Annotated in this window: 23 protein-coding genes and 1 tRNA gene; 6 read left to right on the top strand and 18 right to left on the bottom strand. The window is 62.5% G+C overall.

Annotated elements, in window-relative coordinates:
• Positions 1 to 30: 30 nt before the first annotated feature.
• The 16 genes from WYH_RS01110 to WYH_RS01035 all read right to left on the bottom strand — a co-directional run bounded on the left by WYH_RS01110 (position 31) and on the right by WYH_RS01035 (position 13,257).
• A complete protein-coding gene (locus tag WYH_RS01110) occupies positions 31 to 780 on the bottom strand; it encodes an alpha/beta fold hydrolase (protein ID WP_046902358.1) in 750 nt (249 codons plus the stop codon).
• A 95-nt stretch (positions 781 to 875) separates the two neighbouring features.
• Complete coding sequence (locus WYH_RS01105; RefSeq protein WP_053833321.1) at positions 876 to 1,463, bottom strand: hypothetical protein; 588 nt, start codon at positions 1,461 to 1,463, stop codon at positions 876 to 878.
• A gap of 8 nt (positions 1,464 to 1,471) precedes the next feature.
• Positions 1,472 to 2,497, bottom strand: coding sequence for an aspartate-semialdehyde dehydrogenase (locus tag WYH_RS01100; RefSeq protein WP_046902357.1), 1,026 nt, complete (start codon positions 2,495 to 2,497; stop codon positions 1,472 to 1,474).
• Positions 2,498 to 2,654: 157 nt separating this feature from the next.
• The gene (locus tag WYH_RS01095; protein ID WP_046904683.1) at positions 2,655 to 3,851 is read right to left on the bottom strand and encodes an APC family permease; all 1,197 of its coding nucleotides are present in this window, start codon (positions 3,849 to 3,851) and stop codon (positions 2,655 to 2,657) included.
• A 7-nt stretch (positions 3,852 to 3,858) separates the two neighbouring features.
• A complete protein-coding gene (locus WYH_RS01090; protein ID WP_046902356.1) occupies positions 3,859 to 6,108 on the bottom strand; it encodes a S9 family peptidase in 2,250 nt (749 codons plus the stop codon).
• 92 nt (positions 6,109 to 6,200) lie between these two features.
• Positions 6,201 to 6,572 (bottom strand): 50S ribosomal protein L19, encoded by a 372-nt coding sequence (rplS, locus tag WYH_RS01085; RefSeq protein WP_046902355.1) that lies wholly within the window; start codon positions 6,570 to 6,572, stop codon positions 6,201 to 6,203.
• A gap of 12 nt (positions 6,573 to 6,584) precedes the next feature.
• Complete coding sequence (gene trmD / locus WYH_RS01080; RefSeq protein WP_046902354.1) at positions 6,585 to 7,316, bottom strand: tRNA (guanosine(37)-N1)-methyltransferase TrmD; 732 nt, start codon at positions 7,314 to 7,316, stop codon at positions 6,585 to 6,587.
• A gap of 9 nt (positions 7,317 to 7,325) precedes the next feature.
• Positions 7,326 to 7,616, bottom strand: coding sequence for a hypothetical protein (locus WYH_RS01075; protein ID WP_156320030.1), 291 nt, complete (start codon positions 7,614 to 7,616; stop codon positions 7,326 to 7,328).
• A 271-nt stretch (positions 7,617 to 7,887) separates the two neighbouring features.
• On the bottom strand, positions 7,888 to 8,712 hold the full coding sequence (locus WYH_RS01070; RefSeq protein WP_046904682.1) for a methyltransferase domain-containing protein: 825 nt from the start codon (positions 8,710 to 8,712) through the stop codon (positions 7,888 to 7,890).
• Positions 8,705 to 9,532, bottom strand: coding sequence for a glycine/sarcosine N-methyltransferase (locus tag WYH_RS01065; RefSeq protein WP_046902352.1), 828 nt, complete (start codon positions 9,530 to 9,532; stop codon positions 8,705 to 8,707). Before WYH_RS01065 ends, WYH_RS01070 begins: the two co-directional genes overlap by 8 nt.
• Before the next feature lie 224 nt (positions 9,533 to 9,756).
• Entirely contained in the window at positions 9,757 to 10,110 is a 354-nt protein-coding gene (locus WYH_RS01060) for a hypothetical protein (protein WP_046902351.1), read from the bottom strand.
• Between the two features lie 9 nt (positions 10,111 to 10,119).
• The gene (rimM, locus tag WYH_RS01055; RefSeq protein ID WP_046902350.1) at positions 10,120 to 10,623 is read right to left on the bottom strand and encodes a ribosome maturation factor RimM; all 504 of its coding nucleotides are present in this window, start codon (positions 10,621 to 10,623) and stop codon (positions 10,120 to 10,122) included.
• 6 nt (positions 10,624 to 10,629) lie between these two features.
• The gene (gene rpsP, locus WYH_RS01050; protein ID WP_046902349.1) at positions 10,630 to 11,088 is read right to left on the bottom strand and encodes a 30S ribosomal protein S16; all 459 of its coding nucleotides are present in this window, start codon (positions 11,086 to 11,088) and stop codon (positions 10,630 to 10,632) included.
• A 32-nt stretch (positions 11,089 to 11,120) separates the two neighbouring features.
• Positions 11,121 to 12,581 carry a signal recognition particle protein gene (ffh, locus tag WYH_RS01045; protein WP_046902348.1) on the bottom strand — a complete coding sequence of 487 codons (1,461 nt, stop codon included), beginning with the start codon at positions 12,579 to 12,581 and terminating at the stop codon, positions 11,121 to 11,123.
• Between the two features lie 140 nt (positions 12,582 to 12,721).
• Positions 12,722 to 12,797: transfer RNA gene (locus tag WYH_RS01040), tRNA-Ala, on the bottom strand.
• A 142-nt stretch (positions 12,798 to 12,939) separates the two neighbouring features.
• Positions 12,940 to 13,257, bottom strand: a complete 318-nt coding sequence (locus tag WYH_RS01035) for an FYDLN acid domain-containing protein (RefSeq protein ID WP_046904681.1) — start codon at positions 13,255 to 13,257, stop codon at positions 12,940 to 12,942.
• A gap of 208 nt (positions 13,258 to 13,465) precedes the next feature.
• Here WYH_RS01035 and aroA point away from each other — a divergent pair, with 208 nt between their 5' ends.
• From aroA to gloB, 6 genes are all read left to right on the top strand, one after another.
• Positions 13,466 to 14,782 (top strand): 3-phosphoshikimate 1-carboxyvinyltransferase, encoded by a 1,317-nt coding sequence (gene aroA, locus WYH_RS01030; RefSeq protein WP_046904680.1) that lies wholly within the window; start codon positions 13,466 to 13,468, stop codon positions 14,780 to 14,782.
• A complete protein-coding gene (locus WYH_RS01025; protein ID WP_413226738.1) occupies positions 14,779 to 15,048 on the top strand; it encodes a CBU_0592 family membrane protein in 270 nt (89 codons plus the stop codon). The genes aroA and WYH_RS01025 overlap by 4 nt, the downstream gene beginning before the upstream one ends.
• Before the next feature lie 20 nt (positions 15,049 to 15,068).
• Complete coding sequence (locus WYH_RS01020) at positions 15,069 to 15,698, top strand: (d)CMP kinase (protein ID WP_046904678.1); 630 nt, start codon at positions 15,069 to 15,071, stop codon at positions 15,696 to 15,698.
• 381 nt (positions 15,699 to 16,079) lie between these two features.
• Positions 16,080 to 17,777 (top strand): 30S ribosomal protein S1, encoded by a 1,698-nt coding sequence (rpsA, locus tag WYH_RS01015; protein ID WP_046902347.1) that lies wholly within the window; start codon positions 16,080 to 16,082, stop codon positions 17,775 to 17,777.
• A gap of 67 nt (positions 17,778 to 17,844) precedes the next feature.
• Complete coding sequence (locus WYH_RS01010) at positions 17,845 to 18,279, top strand: GFA family protein (protein ID WP_218917150.1); 435 nt, start codon at positions 17,845 to 17,847, stop codon at positions 18,277 to 18,279.
• The gene (gene gloB, locus WYH_RS01005) at positions 18,279 to 19,040 is read left to right on the top strand and encodes a hydroxyacylglutathione hydrolase (protein WP_046902345.1); all 762 of its coding nucleotides are present in this window, start codon (positions 18,279 to 18,281) and stop codon (positions 19,038 to 19,040) included. Before WYH_RS01010 ends, gloB begins: the two co-directional genes overlap by 1 nt.
• An 85-nt stretch (positions 19,041 to 19,125) precedes the next feature.
• Here the strand turns inward: gloB and WYH_RS01000 are convergent, their stop codons facing one another.
• Positions 19,126 to 19,701 carry a F0F1 ATP synthase subunit B family protein gene (locus tag WYH_RS01000; protein WP_046902344.1) on the bottom strand — a complete coding sequence of 192 codons (576 nt, stop codon included), beginning with the start codon at positions 19,699 to 19,701 and terminating at the stop codon, positions 19,126 to 19,128.
• Complete coding sequence (locus WYH_RS00995; RefSeq protein ID WP_046902343.1) at positions 19,694 to 20,188, bottom strand: F0F1 ATP synthase subunit B family protein; 495 nt, start codon at positions 20,186 to 20,188, stop codon at positions 19,694 to 19,696. The genes WYH_RS01000 and WYH_RS00995 overlap by 8 nt, the downstream gene beginning before the upstream one ends.
• Positions 20,189 to 20,280 lie beyond the last annotated feature (92 nt).

Below are 20,280 nucleotides of genomic sequence, written 5' to 3'. Positions count from 1 at the left end.
TGACTAGTCTGGACCGGGCGGCCTCTGGAATCAAGCCGACAGGAAGCGAACCAGTTCCTCGCCCATGGCGCGTTCCGCAACCGAACTCATATGCGTTCCGGGCACATAGGCGAGCTGGGCATCGGGCAGGATTTCAGCCAGTTTTTCGGGCGAACCATTATCCCGGTCCTTGTCCCCGCAAAGGACCAGGGTGGGCATGGTCAGGGCGGCGAGATCTTCCGCCGTCGTATCATCCACCGTGCCCAGCAATTGCCGCACGGCCACCCGGTCCACCTTCATCGTCTTCATGAACTGAACGGCGAAGAACGCCGGATCGCCGCGCCTTACCTCGTCGAATCGATCGATTGCATCGATGAAGAAGGCAGCGCGCCTGTCCCATCCGGCCAGGCCTTCCAGCCCCATGCCCGTCAGCACCAGCTTGCGGGGCGACAGGCCCTGCACGACGCAACGCGCCGCCGTCCGGGCACCGAGAGAAAAGCCGACCAGATCATAATCTGCCAGGTCCAGCTTTTCGACCAGCGTCTCCACGTCGCGAACCAGCACGTCTTCGGGATAGAAGGACGCGTCATGCGGCGCATCGCTGGCACCATGGGCGCGCAGATCGGGCATGATCACTTCAAAGCCGGCATCGGCCAGTTGCTGTGCATGGCCAAAACGGATCCAGTTCATTTCCGCGCTGGAGAAGAGGCCGTGCAGCAACAGCACCTTTCGCCCTTCGCCCATGCTGTGAACGGCCAGTTCCACTCCGTCAAAACTGGTAATGCGTCGGGTTTCAGTCATGCCTTGGACCCGCTCGGCGTGTCATTGTGGATGAAGCTGTGCAGCATTGATCCTCCGGGTAATGGTCAGGCAGGCAGAATCGCCGCATTTCCCATCTAGCGGAAAAAACAGTTCGTGCCCGCATAGAGAGCGGTGACGATGGCCCCATCGCCCTCCCCTTCCAGGAAGCCGTCAATCGTCCCGCCATCGGGCGTCATATAGGTGAATTCGCCGCCCAGCGTGCTGTTAGGCAGCAGTTCGACACTGCGCTGTTCACGCAATTCGGCCAGGGTCATGCCGGGGCGAATGCCGTCCGCGGTCTGCATGCCCGGCCCTTTTTCCATGAACCAGCCAACCAGCCGGTCTTCCTGGAAGTTCAGCGTCAGTGGCCCGAACGAAGTGAACTCCATCGGACCGGCCCCGCATTCGGGATTATGATCGATTTCAAAAGTGAGGTCGGGAAAAACCACCCGCGCTTCTTTTTCGATCACGCGCCGCGCGGTGCGAAAGGGCATGCGGCGCGTGCCGAAGGAAACGCCCTTGGCATAGACCACGGCCATGGGCTCGCGCGCCGTGGCGTTGGCTGTTGGCTCCGGGCTTTCGACCGCTTCCGGTTCCTGCCCCGCGGATTGTTCGCCATCCGCCTGCCCGGCGCCCCCGCAGCCTGCCAGCATCGCCAGCCCGGCCAGTGCGAAGGCGCGCATGGCAGCGATCAGCCCTTCTTCAGGTGCCGCCGCCCGAGCAGTTCGGCGATCTGCACGGCGTTGAGCGCGGCCCCCTTGCGGAGATTGTCGGAAACGCACCACAGGACCAGGCCGTTATCCACGGTCGGATCTTCGCGCACGCGGCTGATATAGGTGGCGCTGTCGCCCGCGCTTTCGACCGGGGTGACGTAACCACCATCCTCACGCTTGTCGACGAGCATGCAGCCCGGCGCCTCGCGCAGAATGTCCTGCGCTTCCTTGGCCGAGATTTCCTTCTCGAATTCGATATTCACCGCTTCGGAATGGCCGACAAACACCGGCACGCGCACGCAAGTGGCGCTGAGCTTGATCTTCGGGTCGAGGATCTTCTTGGTTTCGACCACCATCTTCCACTCTTCCTTGGTGGAACCGTCATCCATGAACACGTCGATATGCGGGATGACGTTGAAGGCGATCTGCTTGGTGAACTTTGCCGGTTCGACCGGATCGCCCACAAAGATGGCGCGGCTCTGTTCGAACAGTTCGTCCATGCCTGCCTTGCCGGCGCCGGAGACCGATTGATACGTGCTCACCACCACGCGCTTGATCGTCGCCGCGTCATGCAGCGGCTTCAGCGCCACGACCAGCTGCGCGGTGGAGCAGTTGGGGTTCGCGATGATGTTCTTCTTCGTATAGCCGTCGATCGCGTCCGGGTTCACTTCCGGCACGATCAGCGGCACGTCCGGGTCCATGCGATAGAGCGAACTGTTGTCGATCACCACGCAGCCGGCGGCAGCGGCCTTGGGCGCATATTCCTTGGTCGGGCCGGAGCCTGCGGCAAACAGGGCGATATCCCAGCCGGAAAAATCGAAATGTTCCAGATTCCGGCATTTGAGCATCTTGCCGGTGTCGCCGAGTTCAACTTCCGTGCCCTGCGAGCGCGAGGAAGCAACGGCCGCAACCTCGTCCATCGGGAACTCACGCTCCGCCAGGATCGCCAGCATCTCGCGTCCGACATTGCCCGTCGCGCCGACTACCGCAACCCGATAACCCATCTTACTGCCTTACCTTTCGCATTGCCGGCCCATACGACCGGGTCGCGGGGCGTTACCGCCCGCGCAATTTGCTTTCAACCCTTGGTCTGGAAACCGCAGGTTTCGCAAATGGTGCCCCGCCTCCACGCATACAAGGGGAAAGCCGGTGATGACCGGCTCAGACCCATCCGGCCAGATGCAGGACAAGCATGACAGCACCGGCCCCGGAACCCGTCAGCCCGACCAGCGCAATCGCCCGCGAACCGACCCCGCGATGGATCGCGATCCAGTTCACCAGCGCAAATACGCCCAGGAAAACGAAGCTCGCCCCTTCGACCAGCTGAGCAATTCCGCCAACCAGCACCAGCACTATGGCGACGCCGGAGATCACCACCGTACCGAACCAGGGCACGTTCCGCCTGTCGCGCGCGGCGAACAGGGCCGGCATTTCGCCATCGCTGGCGGCCCGGTCCGCCAGGCGGGCAGTAGCGAAAACGGTGGCGTTGATGGCTGAACCGGCGGAGAAGGTCGCGGCAATGGATACGGCGATGAAACCGGCAAGGCCGATCGCTTCCCGTCCCGCAATCGCAAGCGACACTTCCTCGTTCGCGACGATGGCCGGCGCACCGGCCAGCATTCCCGCCCCCAGCGCCACGACGATATAGGTCGCCGTCGTCACCAATATGGCCAGCGGCATGGCGATACGGATCGTGCGGGAGGGATGGATCATCTCGTCATAATCATAGCTGAGGAGCTGGAAGCCCTCATAAGCCATGAAGACGACACCCATCCCGATCAGCGCCCCGGTCAGGCCCACCGGCTGGCCGGGGTCGAGCACCAGCTTTTCAGGCGCCCAGTGCCACAGGCCCAGCCCGGCCAGGCCGAGCAGGATGATCAGCTTGCCCCATACGGCCAGCTTTTCCAGCATGTTCGCCTGCGCAGCCCCGGCAAGATTGATCCCCGCCAGGAAAATGATTGCGCCGATTGCCGCTGCCAGTTTCACCCATTCCGGCGCGTGAAAAACATTGGCGGCATAGGCCCCGAAAGTGACCGCATAGACCGAAACTGTCAGCGTATAGCCGATCACCAGCACCCAGGCGGTAATCCGGGCGGCCGTATTCCAGCCCATCGCCCGCAGATAGGCATAGGAACCGCCCGGTTCCCCGATCTGGCGGGTCAGCGCGGAATAGGAATGGCCGGAGGCAAGCGCGATAACGCCGCCGATCAGGAAGCTGAGCCAGGCCCATTGGCCGGCGACGGTGATAACCACGCCCAACGTGGAGAATATCCCGCCGCCGATCATTCCCCCCACGGCCATGGCCCAGGCGCCGCTGACGCCAAGGACGGGCCGGGAAGCGCTGGCGCCGCCTTTCATCGCGCCGTTAATCCGCCGGGCCGACACCGTGGCGATCGAGGAAGTCGAAAATCGTGTTCCACAGATGCACGCTGATCTTCGGCCCGCCCACGCTATGCGTATAGCCGGGATAGAACATCATTTCGAACGGCACTGCTTCGCCCTGCAGCTTCGCAGCCAGTTCGGTCGAGTTTTCAAACACGACATTGTCGTCCGCCATGCCGTGCACCAGCAGCAGCGGATCGCTGATCTTCGCCGCGTCCTCGATCGCCTCGCTCCGGGCGTAAGCGTCCGCGTCGTCCTGCGGCGTGCCCATATAGCGTTCCGTATAGGCGGTATCGTAGAGTTCCCACCGCGTAACCGGCGCACCCGATATGCCCGCGGCATAGAGGCCGGGATCGGCTTCCAGCATTTTCAGCGTCATGTAACCGCCATAGGACCAGCCATAGGTGGCGATCCTGTCCGGATCGACGAAGTCCAGCGTCTTCAGATATTCGGCGCCTCGCTTCTGATCCTCGACCTCTACCGTGCCCATGGCGCGATAGATCGCCTTCTCGAAATCGACACCGCGATTATTGCTGCCGCGATTGTCGATCTCGAAGAAGATATAGCCCCGGTCGACGATATATTGTTCCAGCGCGCCGCCCCAACCCTTCGTCACGGTCTGCGCATGGGGGCCGCCATAATGCTGGAAAAACACCGGATAACGCTTGCCCGGTTCCAGTTCCGGCGTGGTCATCCGCCAATAGAGCGGCTGCCCGTCCGCACCGGGGATCGAGCCATAAGTGGCCGGGCGGTGGCTGGGAAGGAAGGGCGCGTAGGGATGGCTGCCATCCAGCTCGTTCTGTTCGATCCAGGTCAGCCGTTCGCCCGAATGGTCGGCGAGATAGATCTGGCTCGGCTGCGTATCGGAAGACCGGCGCATGACGAGCAATTGGCCTGATTTGTCCATGCTGGCGGAGTTGGCGAAAGCCGGATCGCTCAACCTGTCGATTGCGGAAGGATCGGCAAGATCCAGCGCATAGACCTGCGTGGCGAGCGGATCGTCCTTCGTGCCGGTGAAATAGATACGGCCCGCATCCTGATCCACGCCTGTCAGCCCGGTCACCACCCAGTCGCCACTGGTCAGCTGCTGCCAGTCGCCATCGGCGAAGCGATAGAGATGGCCAAAACCGCTGCGTTCCGACCACCAGATCAGGCTGCCATCGCGCAGGAACTTGTAATTGTTCGTCAGGTTGATCCAGTGCCCGTCCGCCGCCTTCTCGGTGAAGAGGACGCTGCTTTCGCCCGTGGCGGGATCGACCCTGAGCATGTCCAGCGTGAACTGCTTGCGATCAAGCCGCTGGACATAGAGCGCGCTCCCATCGGGTGCCCAGTCGACCCGCGCGAGATAGATGTCCTTGTCCGGCCCGAGATCGACCTGCACCCGGCCTGTGCCGTCAGGGTCCATGACAAACAGCGAGACATCCGCATTGGGCGTGCCCGCCGCCGGATAGCGCTGGTCATAAGTGCGCGTGCCCTTGGCGCCGATCGCGGCGCGGGTGACGACGCCGACCGGACTTTCATCCACGCGGGCCACGGCGATCCGGCGGTCATCGGGGGACCACCAGAAGCCGGTGCTGCGATCGAGTTCTTCCTGGGCGACGAATTCCGCCACGCCCCAGCTGATCAGATCGCCTTCCTTCGGCGTGACCGGCGCGGCATCCTCGCCCGGTTTCCCGGTCCAGAGCTGCCCATCGCGCACGAAGGAGACATAGGCCCCCGTCTCGCTTAGCGCGGGATTGAGTTCGCTCTCTTCCGTATCGGTCAGGCGCTGCGTCGTCCCGTCCAGCCGGGCGAGATAAAGATCACCGTCCAGCGGCACCAGGATGGCCTGCCCGTCCGCGGCCCAGTCATAAGTGACGATGCCCTTCAGACTGCCGATACGCTGGCGTTCACGCTGCATCTTTTCCGCTTCGGAAAGCTCGCGCCCGGTGCCCAGCTTTTCACTGTCGACCAGCATGGACCACTCGCCGCTTTCCCGGTCGAAGCCCCACAAATCGTAGCGGTCCTTGTCATCCGGCCGATTGCGCAGCAGCGTGAGGTAACGGCCATCGGGCGACAGCTTCAGCCCGCGCGGGCTGGAACCATTGAGGCTCGGGCTACCGAACACCCGTTCCAGTGTCAGTTCGCCGCTCTGCGTCTCTGTCATGCCCGTTTCCTCCTGCGCCATGCCGATAGACGGTATGGCCGACAGGGCAAGAATGCTGGCGGCGGCGAGCAGACGGAAAGATTGCATGTAAATTCAGCTCCAAACGCGGAAGGGGCGCCCCGGAAAGATCCGGCGCGCCCCTTCGTTACGCATGAAATCGGTTGGACGAAAGCCCGACCTTACTGGCCGACATTCTCGCGGCGCTCGGCAATACGAGCGCGCTTGCCGGTGCGGCCACGCAGATAATACAGCTTGGCACGACGCACGACGCCGCGGCGGACCACGGTGATCTGGTCGATATTCGGGGAATAGAGCGGGAACACACGTTCCACACCTTCGCCGAAGCTGATCTTGCGGACGGTGAAGTTGCTGCCCAGGCCGCGATTGGAGCGGGCGATGCAGACGCCTTCGTAATTCTGGACACGGGTGCGGGTGCCTTCAACAACGCGCACACCCACGCGCACGGTATCACCGGCGCGGAATTCGGGGATGTCCTTCCCCTCGCTGAGCTGACCGATCTGTTCGGCCTCGAGTTCCTGGATCAGACCCATAGCCTGAGCTCCTCAATCGTCATGCCGCGCGCCAGAGGCAGACTGGTCCCGAACGCCCCAGTGGCGTTCCCAAAGGTCCGGTCTGCGTAACCGTGTGTCTTCTTCCGCGCGGTGTTTCCGCCACGCGGCAATCTTCGCATGATCCCCCGATCGCAGCACTTCAGGGATCGTGCGCCCTTCCCATTCCTGAGGTCGGGTATATTGCGGATATTCGAGCAGCCCTTCCTCGAAGGATTCCTCGGCCCCGCTTGAAGCCGCGCCCATTACGCCGGGAAGCAGGCGAATGCAAGCATCCAATATGGCCAGCGCAGCCGGTTCTCCGCCGGACAGGACGATATCGGCCAGGCTCACCTGTTCCACCTGCCGGCCTTCGAAAATTCGTTCATCGAAGCCTTCGAACCGGCCGCACAACATGGTGACGCCCGGCCCCGCCGCCAGTTCGCGAATCCGCGCCTGGGTGATCGGCGCGCCGCGGGGTGTCATGGCCAGTATCGGGCAGTCCGGCGCGCGTTCCAGCGCGTGGTCTATGGCGGAAGCCAGAACATCGGGTTTCAGCACCATGCCTGCCCCGCCCCCGGCAGGCGTATCGTCCACTGTCCGGTGCTTGTCCGTCGCGAAATCGCGGATCTGCACCGTTTCCAGCGACCAGTCGCCGCGTTCCAGGGCCCGCCCAGCCAGCGAAAGCCCAAGCGAGCCGGGGAACATCTCCGGATAAAGGGTCAAGATCGTGGCGTTAAAACTCATCGGGGGAGATCAGCGCAGGAGGGCGGATTTGCGCGGCTTTTTCACCACGCCGCCGGCCAGGAAGGCCGCGCCCGTGCCGAGAGCGAGCATCGCCCCGGCCAAAAGCAGGTCCGCCCCGTGCAGGACCACGGAATTCTCCCGCGCAATCTCACTGCCATAGACAACGACCATGGGCCCGAACCCGGCAAAGAATGTGCGCAATTTCGTGCCGATCGTAGGCGAAAAACGCGCCATGGTGACCGACAGGAACATGGAACCGGCCGTGTAGGCTGCCATGACTGCAACTGGATTTTCGAGCATGCCGGTTTCTCCTCCTGTCCCCGGCACGCCGTTACGCGCAGGCGTGGCCGCGCGCAACTTTCCCGCGGGACCCGCACTGCCTAGCCGGCACAGCGCAGGAATACCACGCCGTCACCCCCAATTGCATGGCCGGCGGCGGCTCGTCCCGGTGCATCGCCACAGGCCCGGCATCGACCGCCTCTCACACGGAAAAAACCATGCGTGGCGGGCGATGCTGCCGGGATCAACCCCTCACAGCGATGCCCGCCACGCGACGTTCCGGAAAAGGCGGTCAACCCTTCTTGCGGAACAGCATGATACCCCAGGTGAGCTTGCCGGCGGCGCAACCGCGCACCCAGTGGCCCAGCCCTTCGATCATGCGGTCGACAAAGGCATCGCTCGCCGAAAGCTCGCCACGACGTGCGTCGAGTTCTTCGGCCACGCGGCCATAATGATTGCCGATTTCCTCGCTCCGATCCTCGATCAGGACTTCTTCGAAGCCTCTCTTGCCGAGCTCTTCGCGATAGAAGCCGAAGGAGGCCAGATCCGGCAGATGGATCCGGTCGTAGATCGGCCGCAAGGCGGCTGCGTCCTGCAGGTCGGTAGCCTGCATCGGATCGGTGAAGATGAATTCACCGCCCGGCTTCAGCACGCGCGCCACCTCGTCCAGCACGGCCTTCCGATCCGGCGCGTGAAGGATTGCATCCTGGCTCCACACCGCATCGAAAGACGCATCCTCGAAAGGCAGATCATCAAAGGATCCATCAATCACGTCGATCCGGTCCGACAGGCCGGCCTTTTCGGTGAAGGCCCGGTTCCGCTCGTTCTCGACCTCGGAAATGTTCAGGCAGGTGACGTGCCGGGCGCCGAAATCACCCACCAGCTTGCGCGCTCCACCGCCATAACCGGCGCCGATATCGAGAATGTGCCTGGAGGGAAGATCGCCCAGCAATTCGGCCATCCGCTCCACCGTGGTCCGGCTGGCCTCGCGAATATCACGGGTCTTCTCGTAAATGCCGACGTGAATATCCTCTCCACCCCAGATGGTGGAATAGAATTCGTCAGCCTCCTCGCTGTCGTAATAATCGCGTGCAGTATCGACCGTCGCCTCACTCATCAGCATACTCCTTTTCGGCGACATGAATGAAGAAGTCGGGAGATTTCTCCTCGCCCTCTTCCTGGAAGTCACCATAGGAATGGATCTGCTGAAAACCGACATCGCGCAGAAGGCCGCGCGTATAGTCCTTACGGATCGGGAACATGTTCAGGTGATATTCTGACCCGTCCGGGAATGAATATTTGAACCGCGCCAGAGTATCATCGACATATTCCGGCTCAGCACTGATTTGCTCGCCGCAATAGTAATATTTGTGCTTCGTGGCAAAGCCGTCGTCGAGGATGGCGTCATAATTGCGCTGATCCAGGATCAATATCCCGTCATGCTTCAGCGCGGCGTAGAATTCGGCCAGCGCGCGGCGGCGATCATTCTCTTCGTGAAGATGGGTGAAGCTGTTGCCCAGGCAGATGATGGCATCGAACTTGCCATGAACATCCTTGTTGAGCCAGCGCCAGTCGGCGTGAACCGTTTTGAGAACCTGTCCGCGATCGGCGGCGTTCTGGAACGCCATGGACAGCATTTCCGCAGATCCATCGGCGGAAGTCACATCGAAACCGGCCTTGAGCAGCTGGATCGAGTGAAAGCCTGTTCCGGTAGCGACATCGAGCACCGAGTGCTTGCCGCGCGCTTTCAGCACGTCGATGAAAAAGCGGCCTTCGCTCTTCGCGCGTGCTTCCCAGTCGATAAGCTCATCCCATTTACTGACGAAGCCACGAACATACTCGTTCGTGTAATGGTCAGTGCTGCGGACGGCGACTGGATCATCTCCATAATCTTGTTTTTCATCGGGGGCGAATACGGTTGGTTCCGTTTCGGTCATTGGTCTCCCTGTTCCGCGCCGGACGCATTGCGGCAAACCCGCAATACTATCGGGCGCAATTGCTGAAATTCGGATTGACGGCGCCTCTATAAACAGATGACTGGCTTGCCGTGAACCGGCAGTCCGATCTTTTTTCCCGCGCCGCCCGTGCCAGGCACGCAGATTCCGGGCGGGAACTCGCCTTTTAGACGAGTGGATGACGCCGTTGTTCCCGCAGCCTGCTGCTATTCAAAGACAGCTGAACGGTCCTGCCCGCCTGCCAATCGGCGGGTAACGATGATTGCCATCAGCAGAGCGAGGAGACCGCCGACAACCATGGCAAGCGCCATGATGATCACGACACCGAAGAAGACCGTGACGCCATCCGGCCCCATGAAAGCCTCCGCCGCGGCCACGAACAGCACACCGCTAAGCGGAAAAAGGGCGGCGATAAGGGCGGACAGGGTGATCCGGCTGTGCTGGCGCATTTCGCCGCGCCAGATATGGAGAATGGCCGCCATGCCGGCGGACAGGACATTCAGCGCCAGCGTTCCGGCGATCAGCATCCATGCGAATATGAAATAGATCTGGGCGTCCATGCGGACACGCTAGGGCACGAAATCCCGTGCGACCACCAGTCTTTCCGCATTCCAGTCAGGCACTGCCTGCCTGGTCATCGGCACCATGAAACGGGGCCGCTTGCCGTCTTCACCCGGCGGACCTTCGATCTCGACAATATCGCCGGCGCCGAAATTTTCGACCGCGACCACAGTGCCCAGTTGCTGCCCGTCATCGCAAATGGCGGCAAGCCCCAGAAGATCGGCGTGATAATATTCGCCCTCGTCCAAGGCAGGCAGGGCAGATCGCGCGACATCCAGCGTGGTCCCGCGCAATTGCTCGGCCGCGCTTCTGTCGGTGATTTCGGCGAAGCGGGCGATAGCTCCGCCCTTGTTGTCGTCGCGCAGCTTCTTCAGCGTCAGCGCGCCGTCATTGAAGCTCTTGTGGCGTTTGAGTGCCTCAAGCCCTTCACCGAAGAGCTTGAGTCGCACTTCCCCCGTCACGCCATGCGCGCCGGTAATGGCGGCAAGCGTGACGGACCTGTCTTTAACCAAGGCGAATCAGCCCTCGGCCTTTTCCTCGGTAGCTCCCGGGGCCGGAGCTTCCTCTGCGGCAGCCTCTTCAGTCGCAGCTTCGGCGCCGGCGGCTTCCTGCTCGGCAGCCTTGGCAGCTTCTTCTGCTTCAGCCAGCTTCGCAGCGCGTTCCTCGGCGCGTTCCTTGGCCTTGTCGCCCGGCTCCGCCTTGTTCGGGTTGTTGCGGGCCGCACGCTCGCGGATGCCGGCGGCATCCAGGAAACGGGCCACGCGGTCGCTCGGCTGCGCGCCAACGCCCAGCCAGTAACGAGCGCGGTCTTCATTCAGCTGGACGCGCTTTTCATCGTCCTTGGCCAGCAGCGGATTGTAGGTGCCGATCTGTTCCAGATAGCGGCCATCGCGCGGCTTGCGGCTGTCCGCGGCCACGATCCGGTAATAAGGGCGCTTCTTGGCGCCACCACGCGACAGACGAAGTGCAATTGCCATTGTTTCAACCTTTCCGATTCAATTCGTTGTAATCACTTCTTGTTCAGTAAATTCTGCAGGTCAGGCGGAACCTGGCCGCCGGCGCCACCAGGAAGGCCCGGTATGCCGCCGCCCTTCCCGCCGCCGGGCATTCCGCCCCCGCCGCCAAACAGCGCGCCGAGGCCCTTGAGCCCGCCCATCTTCCTGATCTGTTTCATCGCCCGGCCCATTTCCTGGTGCATCTTCAGGAGCTTGTTCACCTCCTGCACCGAAGTTCCGGAACCGGCGGCCACGCGCTTCTTGCGCTTGGCATTCATCAAGGCGGGATTGGCGCGTTCCTTGCGCGTCATGGACCCGATGATCGCGTCCATATGGACCAGCACCTTGTCGTCCATGCCGCTGGCGGCCATTGCCTGCTTGGCCTTCTTCATGCCCGGCATCATGCCGGCCAGCATTCCGAGACCGCCCATTTTCTGCATCTGGCCAAGCTGGGTGCGCAGGTCGTTCATGTCGAACTGACCCTTCATCATCCGCTCGGCGAGCTTGTCCGCCTCTTCCTTGTCGACGACCGAAGCGGCCTTTTCGACCAGGCTGACGACATCGCCCATGCCCAGGATACGATCGGCAACGCGCCGCGGGTGGAACGGCTCGATCGCGTCGAGCTTTTCGCCCGTACCCGCGAACTTGATCGGCTTGCCGGTCACGGCCCGCATGGACAAGGCCGCACCGCCGCGGGCATCGCCATCCATCCGGGTCAGCACCACCCCGGTCAGCGGGACTTCGTCGGAGAAGCTCTGCGCGACATTCACCGCGTCCTGGCCAGTCAGCGAATCGACCACCAGCAGCACTTCGGTGGGCGCGGAAACGCTGGCCACGGCCTTCATTTCGGCCATGAGCGCTTCATCGACATGCAGACGGCCGGCCGTATCCAGCAGCAGCACGTCCACTGCCTGCAGCTTCGCCGATTCCAGCGCGCGGCGGGCAATATCCACCGGCTGCTGCCCCGGCACGATCGGCAGGGTGGCGACACCGGCCTGTTCGCCCAGGACCTTGAGCTGTTCCTGCGCGGCCGGACGATTGACGTCGAGCGACGCCATCATCGGCTTCTTGCCCTGCTTGTCCTTCAGCAGCCGGGCGATCTTGGCGGTGCTGGTCGTCTTGCCCGAGCCCTGCAGGCCGACCATCATGATCACGACAGGCGGCCTGGCGTCGAGATGAAGCGGTTCGGCCTCGCCCGCGCCTTCGGCATCGCCGCCCAGCATCGCCACCAGTTCGTCATTGACGATCTTGACGACCTGCTGCCCCGGCGTGACCGATTTGAGCACTTGCTGGCCAACGGCCTTTTCGGTGACGCGATTGATGAAATCGCGCGCCACCGGCAACGCCACATCGGCTTCCAGCAGGGCAATGCGCACTTCGCGCATCGCCTCGCGCACATCCTGTTCGTTCAGCGAACCGCGGCCGCGCAGGCGGTCGAACACACCAGTCAGGCGATCGGACAGGTTGTCGAACATAGCCTCGCTTCACTCCCGCGGCGCAAAACGCCAAAAGCGCCGGCGGACGAAACCTCGTCGGCCAGCGTGCAAATCAGCACTCGGTACCATGTCCGGAAACATGGTCTATTTCAAACTCTTGCCGGCGAAATGCCGGAGAATGGTGGAGCCTAGCGGGATCGAACCGCTGACCTCTACAATGCCATTGTAGCGCTCTCCCAGCTGAGCTAAGGCCCCGTTCCATTCTTTTCAGCGCCCCCTGGGAGGTGCGCTGACCCAAGCTCAATCGCTCGGGAGGCAGCCCTTTATTGGCAGCTTGCCGATTCCGCAAGCCCCAAATTTGCCATCCCGTCACTAAAGTTCCGGGATGGCCAAGGGATCAGCTGTCGTCCTCGTCCCCGTCCGACGTCTTGGTCACGCCAAGATCGTCGTCACCGCCGAGATCGACATCATTGTCGGGCGAATCCTCGTCCTCGTCGATATCCAGATCATCGTCACCGAGATCGGAATCCTCTTCCTTCTTCTTATCCTTTTCCACTTCCTCGTAAGGAATCGGCTGTTTCGACTTCAGCACCGGTTCGGGATACCATTCGTTCCCGCATTCGATGCAGGACACGGGTTCTTCCTTGCCCAGGTCGTAGAAGCGTTCACCGCATTTGGGGCAGGTACGCTTGGTGCCCCACTCAGGCTTGACCATGTAAATATCCTCATCTGCCCGCCCGCCGGGCGCGCCCTGAAATTCGCAAGACTTGATGGAGATGCCCCCGATCACAATCAAGGGGCGGAATCAAGAGCGGGGGCGCCTTGCCACAGCCCCCCGGCACTGTCAAAAGCCGCCACCCATACCGGGCGCATCCGCCATTTTCCAAAGAGTCTGCCGCTTGTCTGCCAATAATACCAGCATGATGAAACCACGACGTTTTTTGCCATCCGGGCCGTTGCAGGGGCGGATCCGCGTTCCCGGCGACAAGTCGATCAGCCATCGCTCGCTCATGTTCGGCGCGCTGGCAGTGGGAGAAACGCGCATAACCGGCCTGCTGGAGGGGGAGGATGTGCTGGCAACCGCCGCCGCCCTGCGCGCGATGGGCGCAACGATTCACCGCGAAGGCGAAGGTCGCTGGTCGGTCAAGGGTGTCGGCGTGGGCGGGTTGCTGCAGCCCGAAGGGGCGCTGGACATGGGCAATAGCGGCACTTCCACCCGCCTTTTCCTGGGCATATTGGCCAGCCACCCGCTGACCGCGACCTTCATCGGCGATGCCAGCCTGTCCGCCCGCCCGATGGGCCGCGTGATCGAACCGCTCTCGCAGATGGGTGCGCAATTCACGCCCAGCCCCGGCGGCACATTGCCGCTGATGCTGAAAGGCGCGAATCCCGCCGTGCCGATCAGCTATCGCCTGCCCGTGGCCAGCGCCCAGGTAAAAAGCGCGATATTGCTGGCCGGGCTCAACACTGCCGGGATCACCACCGTGATCGAACCCGTGCCGACTCGCGACCATACGGAACGCATGCTCAAGGGCTTCGGCGCAGACCTCTGGGTCGAGGAAGAAAATGGCGAACGCGTGATCCGCCTGCGCGGAGAAGCGGAACTGCGCCCGCAGATGATCGACGTGCCGGGCGATCCGTCATCCGCCGCCTTCTTCGCGGTTGCCGCCCTGCTCATCCCCGGCAGCGATCTGGTGATCGAAAATGTCGGCCTGAACCCGACCCGCGCGGGACTGTTCGACGTGCTGCGCCAGATGGGCGGCGATATCGAGGAAATGGACCAGCGCATCATTGGCGGCGAACCCGTGGCCGATCTGCGCGTGCGCCATTCGGTCCTGCGCGGGGTCGAGGTGGATCCAGCCATCGCGCCAAGCATGATCGATGAATTCCCGGTCCTGTTCGTCGCCGCATCGCTCGCCAACGGCCGGACGGTGACCACGGGTCTGGAAGAATTGCGGGTCAAGGAATCGGATCGCCTGGCGGTTATGGCCGAAGCATTGAGAAATGCCGGCGCCCGGATCGAGGAGCGCGCTGACGGGCTGGTCATCGAAGGCACCGGCGGCGATCCGTTGCCGGGCGGCGAAGGCGCCATCGCCACCCATCTCGACCATCGCATCGCCATGAGCATGGCCGTGGCCGGTCTGGCGAGCAAGGCAGGCGTGGAGGTTGACGATACCCGCCCCATCGCCACCAGTTTCCCCAGCTTCGAGGCATTGCTGGACGGAGCGGCACGGCCGTGATCGATCCGCAACTGGCCAATTATATCGGCTTTGCGGGCATGGCCTGCATCATCGGTGCCTATGGTTATCAGACCGCAAAGGGCCGGCCCAACCCCTTCGTCCAGCACGGTGTGAACCTGGCAGGGGCCATCCTGCTCACCATCTCGCTGATAGTGCACACGAATCTCGCCTCTCTCGTGCTGGAAGGCTTCTGGGCTGCCATTGCCCTGTTCGGCCTGGGCAAGGCATTTGCCGAACGAAGCGCGGCGCGAAAGAAACTGCCATGACCATTCCCGGCAAGCAGGCGATGATCATCGCGGTCGATGGCCCCACAGCTTCCGGCAAGGGCACGATCGCCAAGGCGCTGGCCGAACGCTTCGGCCTTCCGCATCTCGATACGGGCCTGCTCTATCGGGCAGTCGGGCGGCAGGTTTTCCTGACCGGCGGCGATCCGGACGATGCAGAAGATGCGCTCGCCGCAACGGATTTTCCGGAATCATTGCTGCAGGATCCCGAATTGCGAAACGAGGAGACGGGCGGGCTGGCGAGCCGGGTTTCCGTGCACCGCCCGGTCCGCCAGGCGCTTTACGAACGCCAGCGCAAATTCGCGACGCAACCCGGCGGCGCGGTGCTGGACGGGCGCGATATCGGCACGGTCATCGCACCGAAAGCGGATGTGAAACTGTTCGTCACCGCCACTGTCGAAGCGCGCGCCATGCGCCGCTGGAAGGAAATGGCCCTGCGCGGCGAAAGCCACAGCCTGCCCGAGATCGAGGCGGATCTGCGCCAGCGCGATGCGCGCGACATCGCCCGCGTGGAAGCGCCGCTCAAACCGGCCGAAGGCGCAGTGATGCTCGATACCTCGGAGCTGGATCGCGACGCGGCAATCCAGGCGGCAATCGAAGCGGTGGAGCGGATTCGCGCCGGACGAGGCTAGGCGCCTTTCCTACTTGGCGAAGCCGGGTCAGAAGGCCCCGTGCCGCGCCCGCCTCACCTCCGGATCCATCGCCTGAATGGGCGTTTTGCCCGCCGCGCCGGCAGTTCCGGTCAGGACAGTGTTCCAACTGTTCCAGCCCCCGGGGCAAACCACGCTACACACTTGCTTTTCTTGCCCCGTGCGACTATGAGCGCGCCCGTCCGAAGGACCATTTCCGGATATCGGGAAATTGCGATGCGCGCTCGCCGCGCTCCTTTCTCCATTGCAGGGATGATCATGAGGACGCTCGTGCCGGTATTCGGCCGCGCGGGCAGTTCGGCCACAAAGACCGGCGGATACAACCGCCTGGCCGGAAAAATGTGAATCAGGAACCAAACCTATATGGCAAGTGCAGCCAATCCCTCTCGCGCCGATTTCGAGGCGCTTCTCAATGAACAGCTCGGTGGCGCCGAAGATGGCGGTTTCGAAGGCCGCGTCGTCAAGGGCACCGTCACCAATATCGAAAACGGCATGGCCGTTATCGACGTCGGCCTGAAGAGCGAAGGCCGCGTCGCCCTCAAGGAATTCATGCGCAACGATGACGAGCATGGTCTCGAAATCGGCTCCGAGGTCGAAGTTTATGTCGACCGCGTCGAAAATGCCGATGGTGAAGCGATGCTCAGCCGTGACCGCGCCCGCCGCGAAGCAGCCTGGGACAAGCTTGAAGACGAATTCGGCGAAGGCAAGCGCGTCGAAGGCCGTATCTTCGGCCGCGTGAAGGGTGGCTTCACCGTCGATCTCGATGGTGCCGTGGCCTTCCTGCCCGGTTCGCAGGTCGATATCCGCCCGGTTCGCGACGTGACCCCGCTGATGGACATGCCGCAGCCGTTCCAGATCCTGAAGATGGACCGTCGCCGCGGCAATATCGTCGTCTCGCGCCGCGCCGTCCTGGAAGAAACCCGCGCCGAACAGCGCAGCGAGCTGATCGACAAGCTCTCCGAAGGCCAGGTGATCGACGGTGTCGTGAAGAACATCACCGATTACGGCGCCTTCGTGGATCTGGGCGGCATCGACGGCCTGCTGCATGTCACCGACATGAGCTACAAGCGCGTCAACCACCCGAGCGAAGTGATCAATATCGGTGACACCGTCACCGTGCAGATCATCCGCATCAATGCCGATACGCAGCGCATCTCGCTGGGCATGAAGCAGCTCGAAAGCGATCCGTGGGAAGGCGTTGGCGCCAAGTATCCGGTTGGCATCAAGGTCACCGGCACCGTCACCAACATCACCGAATACGGCGCCTTCGTGGAACTGGAACCGGGCATCGAAGGCCTGGTCCACGTTTCCGAAATGAGCTGGACGAAGAAGAACGTCCATCCGGGCAAGATCGTCTCCACCTCGCAGGAAGTGGAAGTGATGGTCCTGGAAGTCGATTCCGAGAAGCGTCGCATCTCGCTTGGCCTCAAGCAGGCCCAGCGCAATCCGTGGGAAGAATTCGCGGAAAAGCATCCGATCGGTTCGACCGTCGAAGGCGAAGTCAAGAACGCCACCGAATTCGGCCTGTTCATCGGCCTGCCGGGCGACGTGGACGGCATGGTCCACATGTCCGACATCGCCTGGGGCATTTCGGGCGAAGACGCGCTGGCGCTGCACCGCAAGGGTGAAATGGTCAACGCCGTCGTGCTCGATGTGGATGTCGAGAAGGAACGTATCTCGCTCGGCATGAAGCAGCTTGAAAAGGGTGCGCCTGCCGCAGCCGGCTCGGGCGGCCTGAAGCGTGGCGACGTTGTCACCGTGACCGTGCTCGAAGTCCGCGATGGCGGCCTCGAAGTGCAGGCTGGCGACGATGGCGCGACCGGCTTCATCAAGCGTTCGGATCTCGGCCGTGACCGTGACGAACAGCGTCCGGACCGTTTCGCCACCGGCCAGAAGGTCGACGCGATGGTTACCGGCTTCGACCGTTCGAAGAAGCCCAACTTCTCGATCAAGGCCCGCCAGATCTCGGAAGAGAAGCAGGCTGTCGAACAGTATGGTTCGTCGGATTCGGGCGCATCGCTCGGCGACATCCTTGGCGAGGCGCTGAAGAAGGGCGAATAACCCTCTTCCGCCTGCCACAGGCAACAGGAAAGGCCCGTCCGCTCACCCGAGCAGGCGGGCCTTTCCTATGGCGGCCACAGCCCTTACATCACTGCCCATGCATGCCTCTTGCCAATGCGGGAAACTGAACGCCGAAATCGCTGACGGCGCCAATGCGATGACCGTCCTGTGCCATTGCCGCGATTGCCAGAAGCGCAGCGGCTCCCCCTTCGGCATCATGGCCTATTTCCCGGAAGAATCATTCAGCATCGCGGGTGAGGCGCGCGAATTCACCCGGCTGACCGATCAGGGAAACCAATTCACCAACGGCTTCTGTCCGGACTGCGGCAGCACGCTCTATGGAAGGGCGAGCAAATATCCCGGAATAATCGGCATTACGGTCGGCACGATCTGCGACCCCGCTTTCCCCCGGCCGCACCGCTCCGTCTATGAACAGAGCCGCCACCACTGGATCGCACTGCCGGAGGACATGCCCCGGCATATGCGTGGAAGGGATAGTTGATGACGTTGCAAATACACCAATTCCCCTGCCTGTCGGACAATTACGGCTATTTGCTGCATGATCCGGCGAGCGGCGAAACCGCCTGCATCGATACGCCCGATGCCGATGCCTATCTGCGCGAGGCGGAGGCCAAGGGCTGGCGCATCACCCAGATATGGAACACGCACTGGCATCCCGACCATGCCGGCGGGAATGAGGCGATCAAGGAAGCCACCGGCTGCACCATTACTGCCCCGGCCACCGATGCCGCGAAGATTGCCGGGATCGACCGCGAAGTCTCAGGCGGCGACACGCTTCGCCTGGGCGAATGGCAGGTACGAGTGATCGATGTCGGTGGGCATACAATGGGGCATGTCGCCTATTACCTGCCCGAAGCAGGGATCGCCTTTGTCGGGGATGCTCTGTTCGCCCTGGGATGTGGGCGAATGTTTGAAGGCACGGCGCCCCAATTCTGGGCCAGCCTCACAAGGCTGAAGGATCTGCCGGCCGAGACGACGCTCTATTGCGCGCATGAATATACACAGGCCAACGCCCGCTTTGCGCTTCATGCCGACCCGGACAATGCCGAATTGCAGGATTATGCCGCAGAGGTGGCTCAGAAGCGCGCTAAAGGCGTGCCGACGGTGCCCATGACATTGGCGCGGGAACTGGTGACGAACCCATTCCTGCGTGCTGACGATCCGGCAATACAGGCCCGCTGGGGCGGCATGACACCCGTGGAAACCTTCGCAGCACTAAGAGCAGCCAAGGACAATTTCTAACGCTACCCGGCGCCCGGACTGGCAAACAGAAAGGCCCCGGGATCGAAACCCCGGGGCCCTTCGTAATTCCGAAATAAGAACTGGATCAGAGAGCGGAGATCGTTTCTTCGACCAGCTTGCGATCGGCCGACGCGTCATGCTTCTCTGCGATCAGGCCCCTGGCCGCTGCAGTCGCCGCACTTGCAACCGTCGCACGCAATTCCTCGATCGCGCCACGCTCGGCAGCAGCGATCTTGTCCTCGGCCATCTGCTTGCGCCGGGCGATCACCGCCTCGGTATCAGCTTCGGCCTTGGCCACAATCTGTTCTGCCTCGGTCCTGGCGTGATCGAGCATGGCTGCTGCGTCTTTTTCCGCATTGGCGATCTTGGCCGCATATTCGGCCCGCAGAGCCTCCGCTTCCTCGCGCAGCTTCTTTGCTTCGTCGAGTTGTTCGCGAATGGCCGCAATCTTGCCGTCCAGGCCGCCGGCAATCGCCTTGTGCACGCCCTTCCAGACAAGGATCAGCAGGAAGACGAGCATGGACAGGCCGACCCAGCCGCCCGGCGTCAGACCGAAGGCGCTCGGCTCGACATGCTCGGTATGCCCGGCATCATGGCCTTCCATGGCGGTCGCCAGTTCCGGATCTTCGGTGGTGAACAGTTCGGGAGCGTGCTCAGCCATGGATCATTGCTTTCTTCACGGCCGCCTGGGCTTCCGGTTCGGCCACTTCCACGCCGGCAAGCCGCTGCACGATTTCACGGGCAGCTTCGCTGGCGACGGATTCGATTTCGGCTGCGGCTTCGGCACTTGCTGCGGAAATACGGGCTTCCGCTTCGGCAAGCTTCTTGTCGACACGACCCTGCGCGGCAGAGAGTTTCTTCTCCGTCCGGGCAGCCGCATCCTCCTTGGCCGCATTGACCACCGCCTGCGCTTCGGCGCGATTTTCATTCTCGCGCCTGCGCCAGGCCTCTTCCTGCTCGTTTGCCTGATCGCGCGCAGCCTGCGCGGCGGCCAGGTCGTTCGAGATCTGCTTGTCGCGCAGCGACACGGTGTCCATCACCTTGGGCACCATGCCTCGGCCAATGACGAAGAACACCAGGCCGAAGATCACCAGCAACCAGAATATCTGGCTGGAATAGGTTTCGGCCAATTGGGCTATCTGAGGCATCGTCCGGGTCCGGCTTTCAGCAGGTTTATTAGGAGCAGGTCATTGCAGCGCAGGCCAGGCACGGTGACCCGGCCTGCGCTCGTTCCGTATTC

The organism is Croceibacterium atlanticum (assembly GCF_001008165.2).
Taxonomy (GTDB): Bacteria; Pseudomonadota; Alphaproteobacteria; order Sphingomonadales; family Sphingomonadaceae; genus Croceibacterium_C; species Croceibacterium_C atlanticum.
This window is presented reverse-complemented; position numbering and strand designations above follow the sequence as displayed.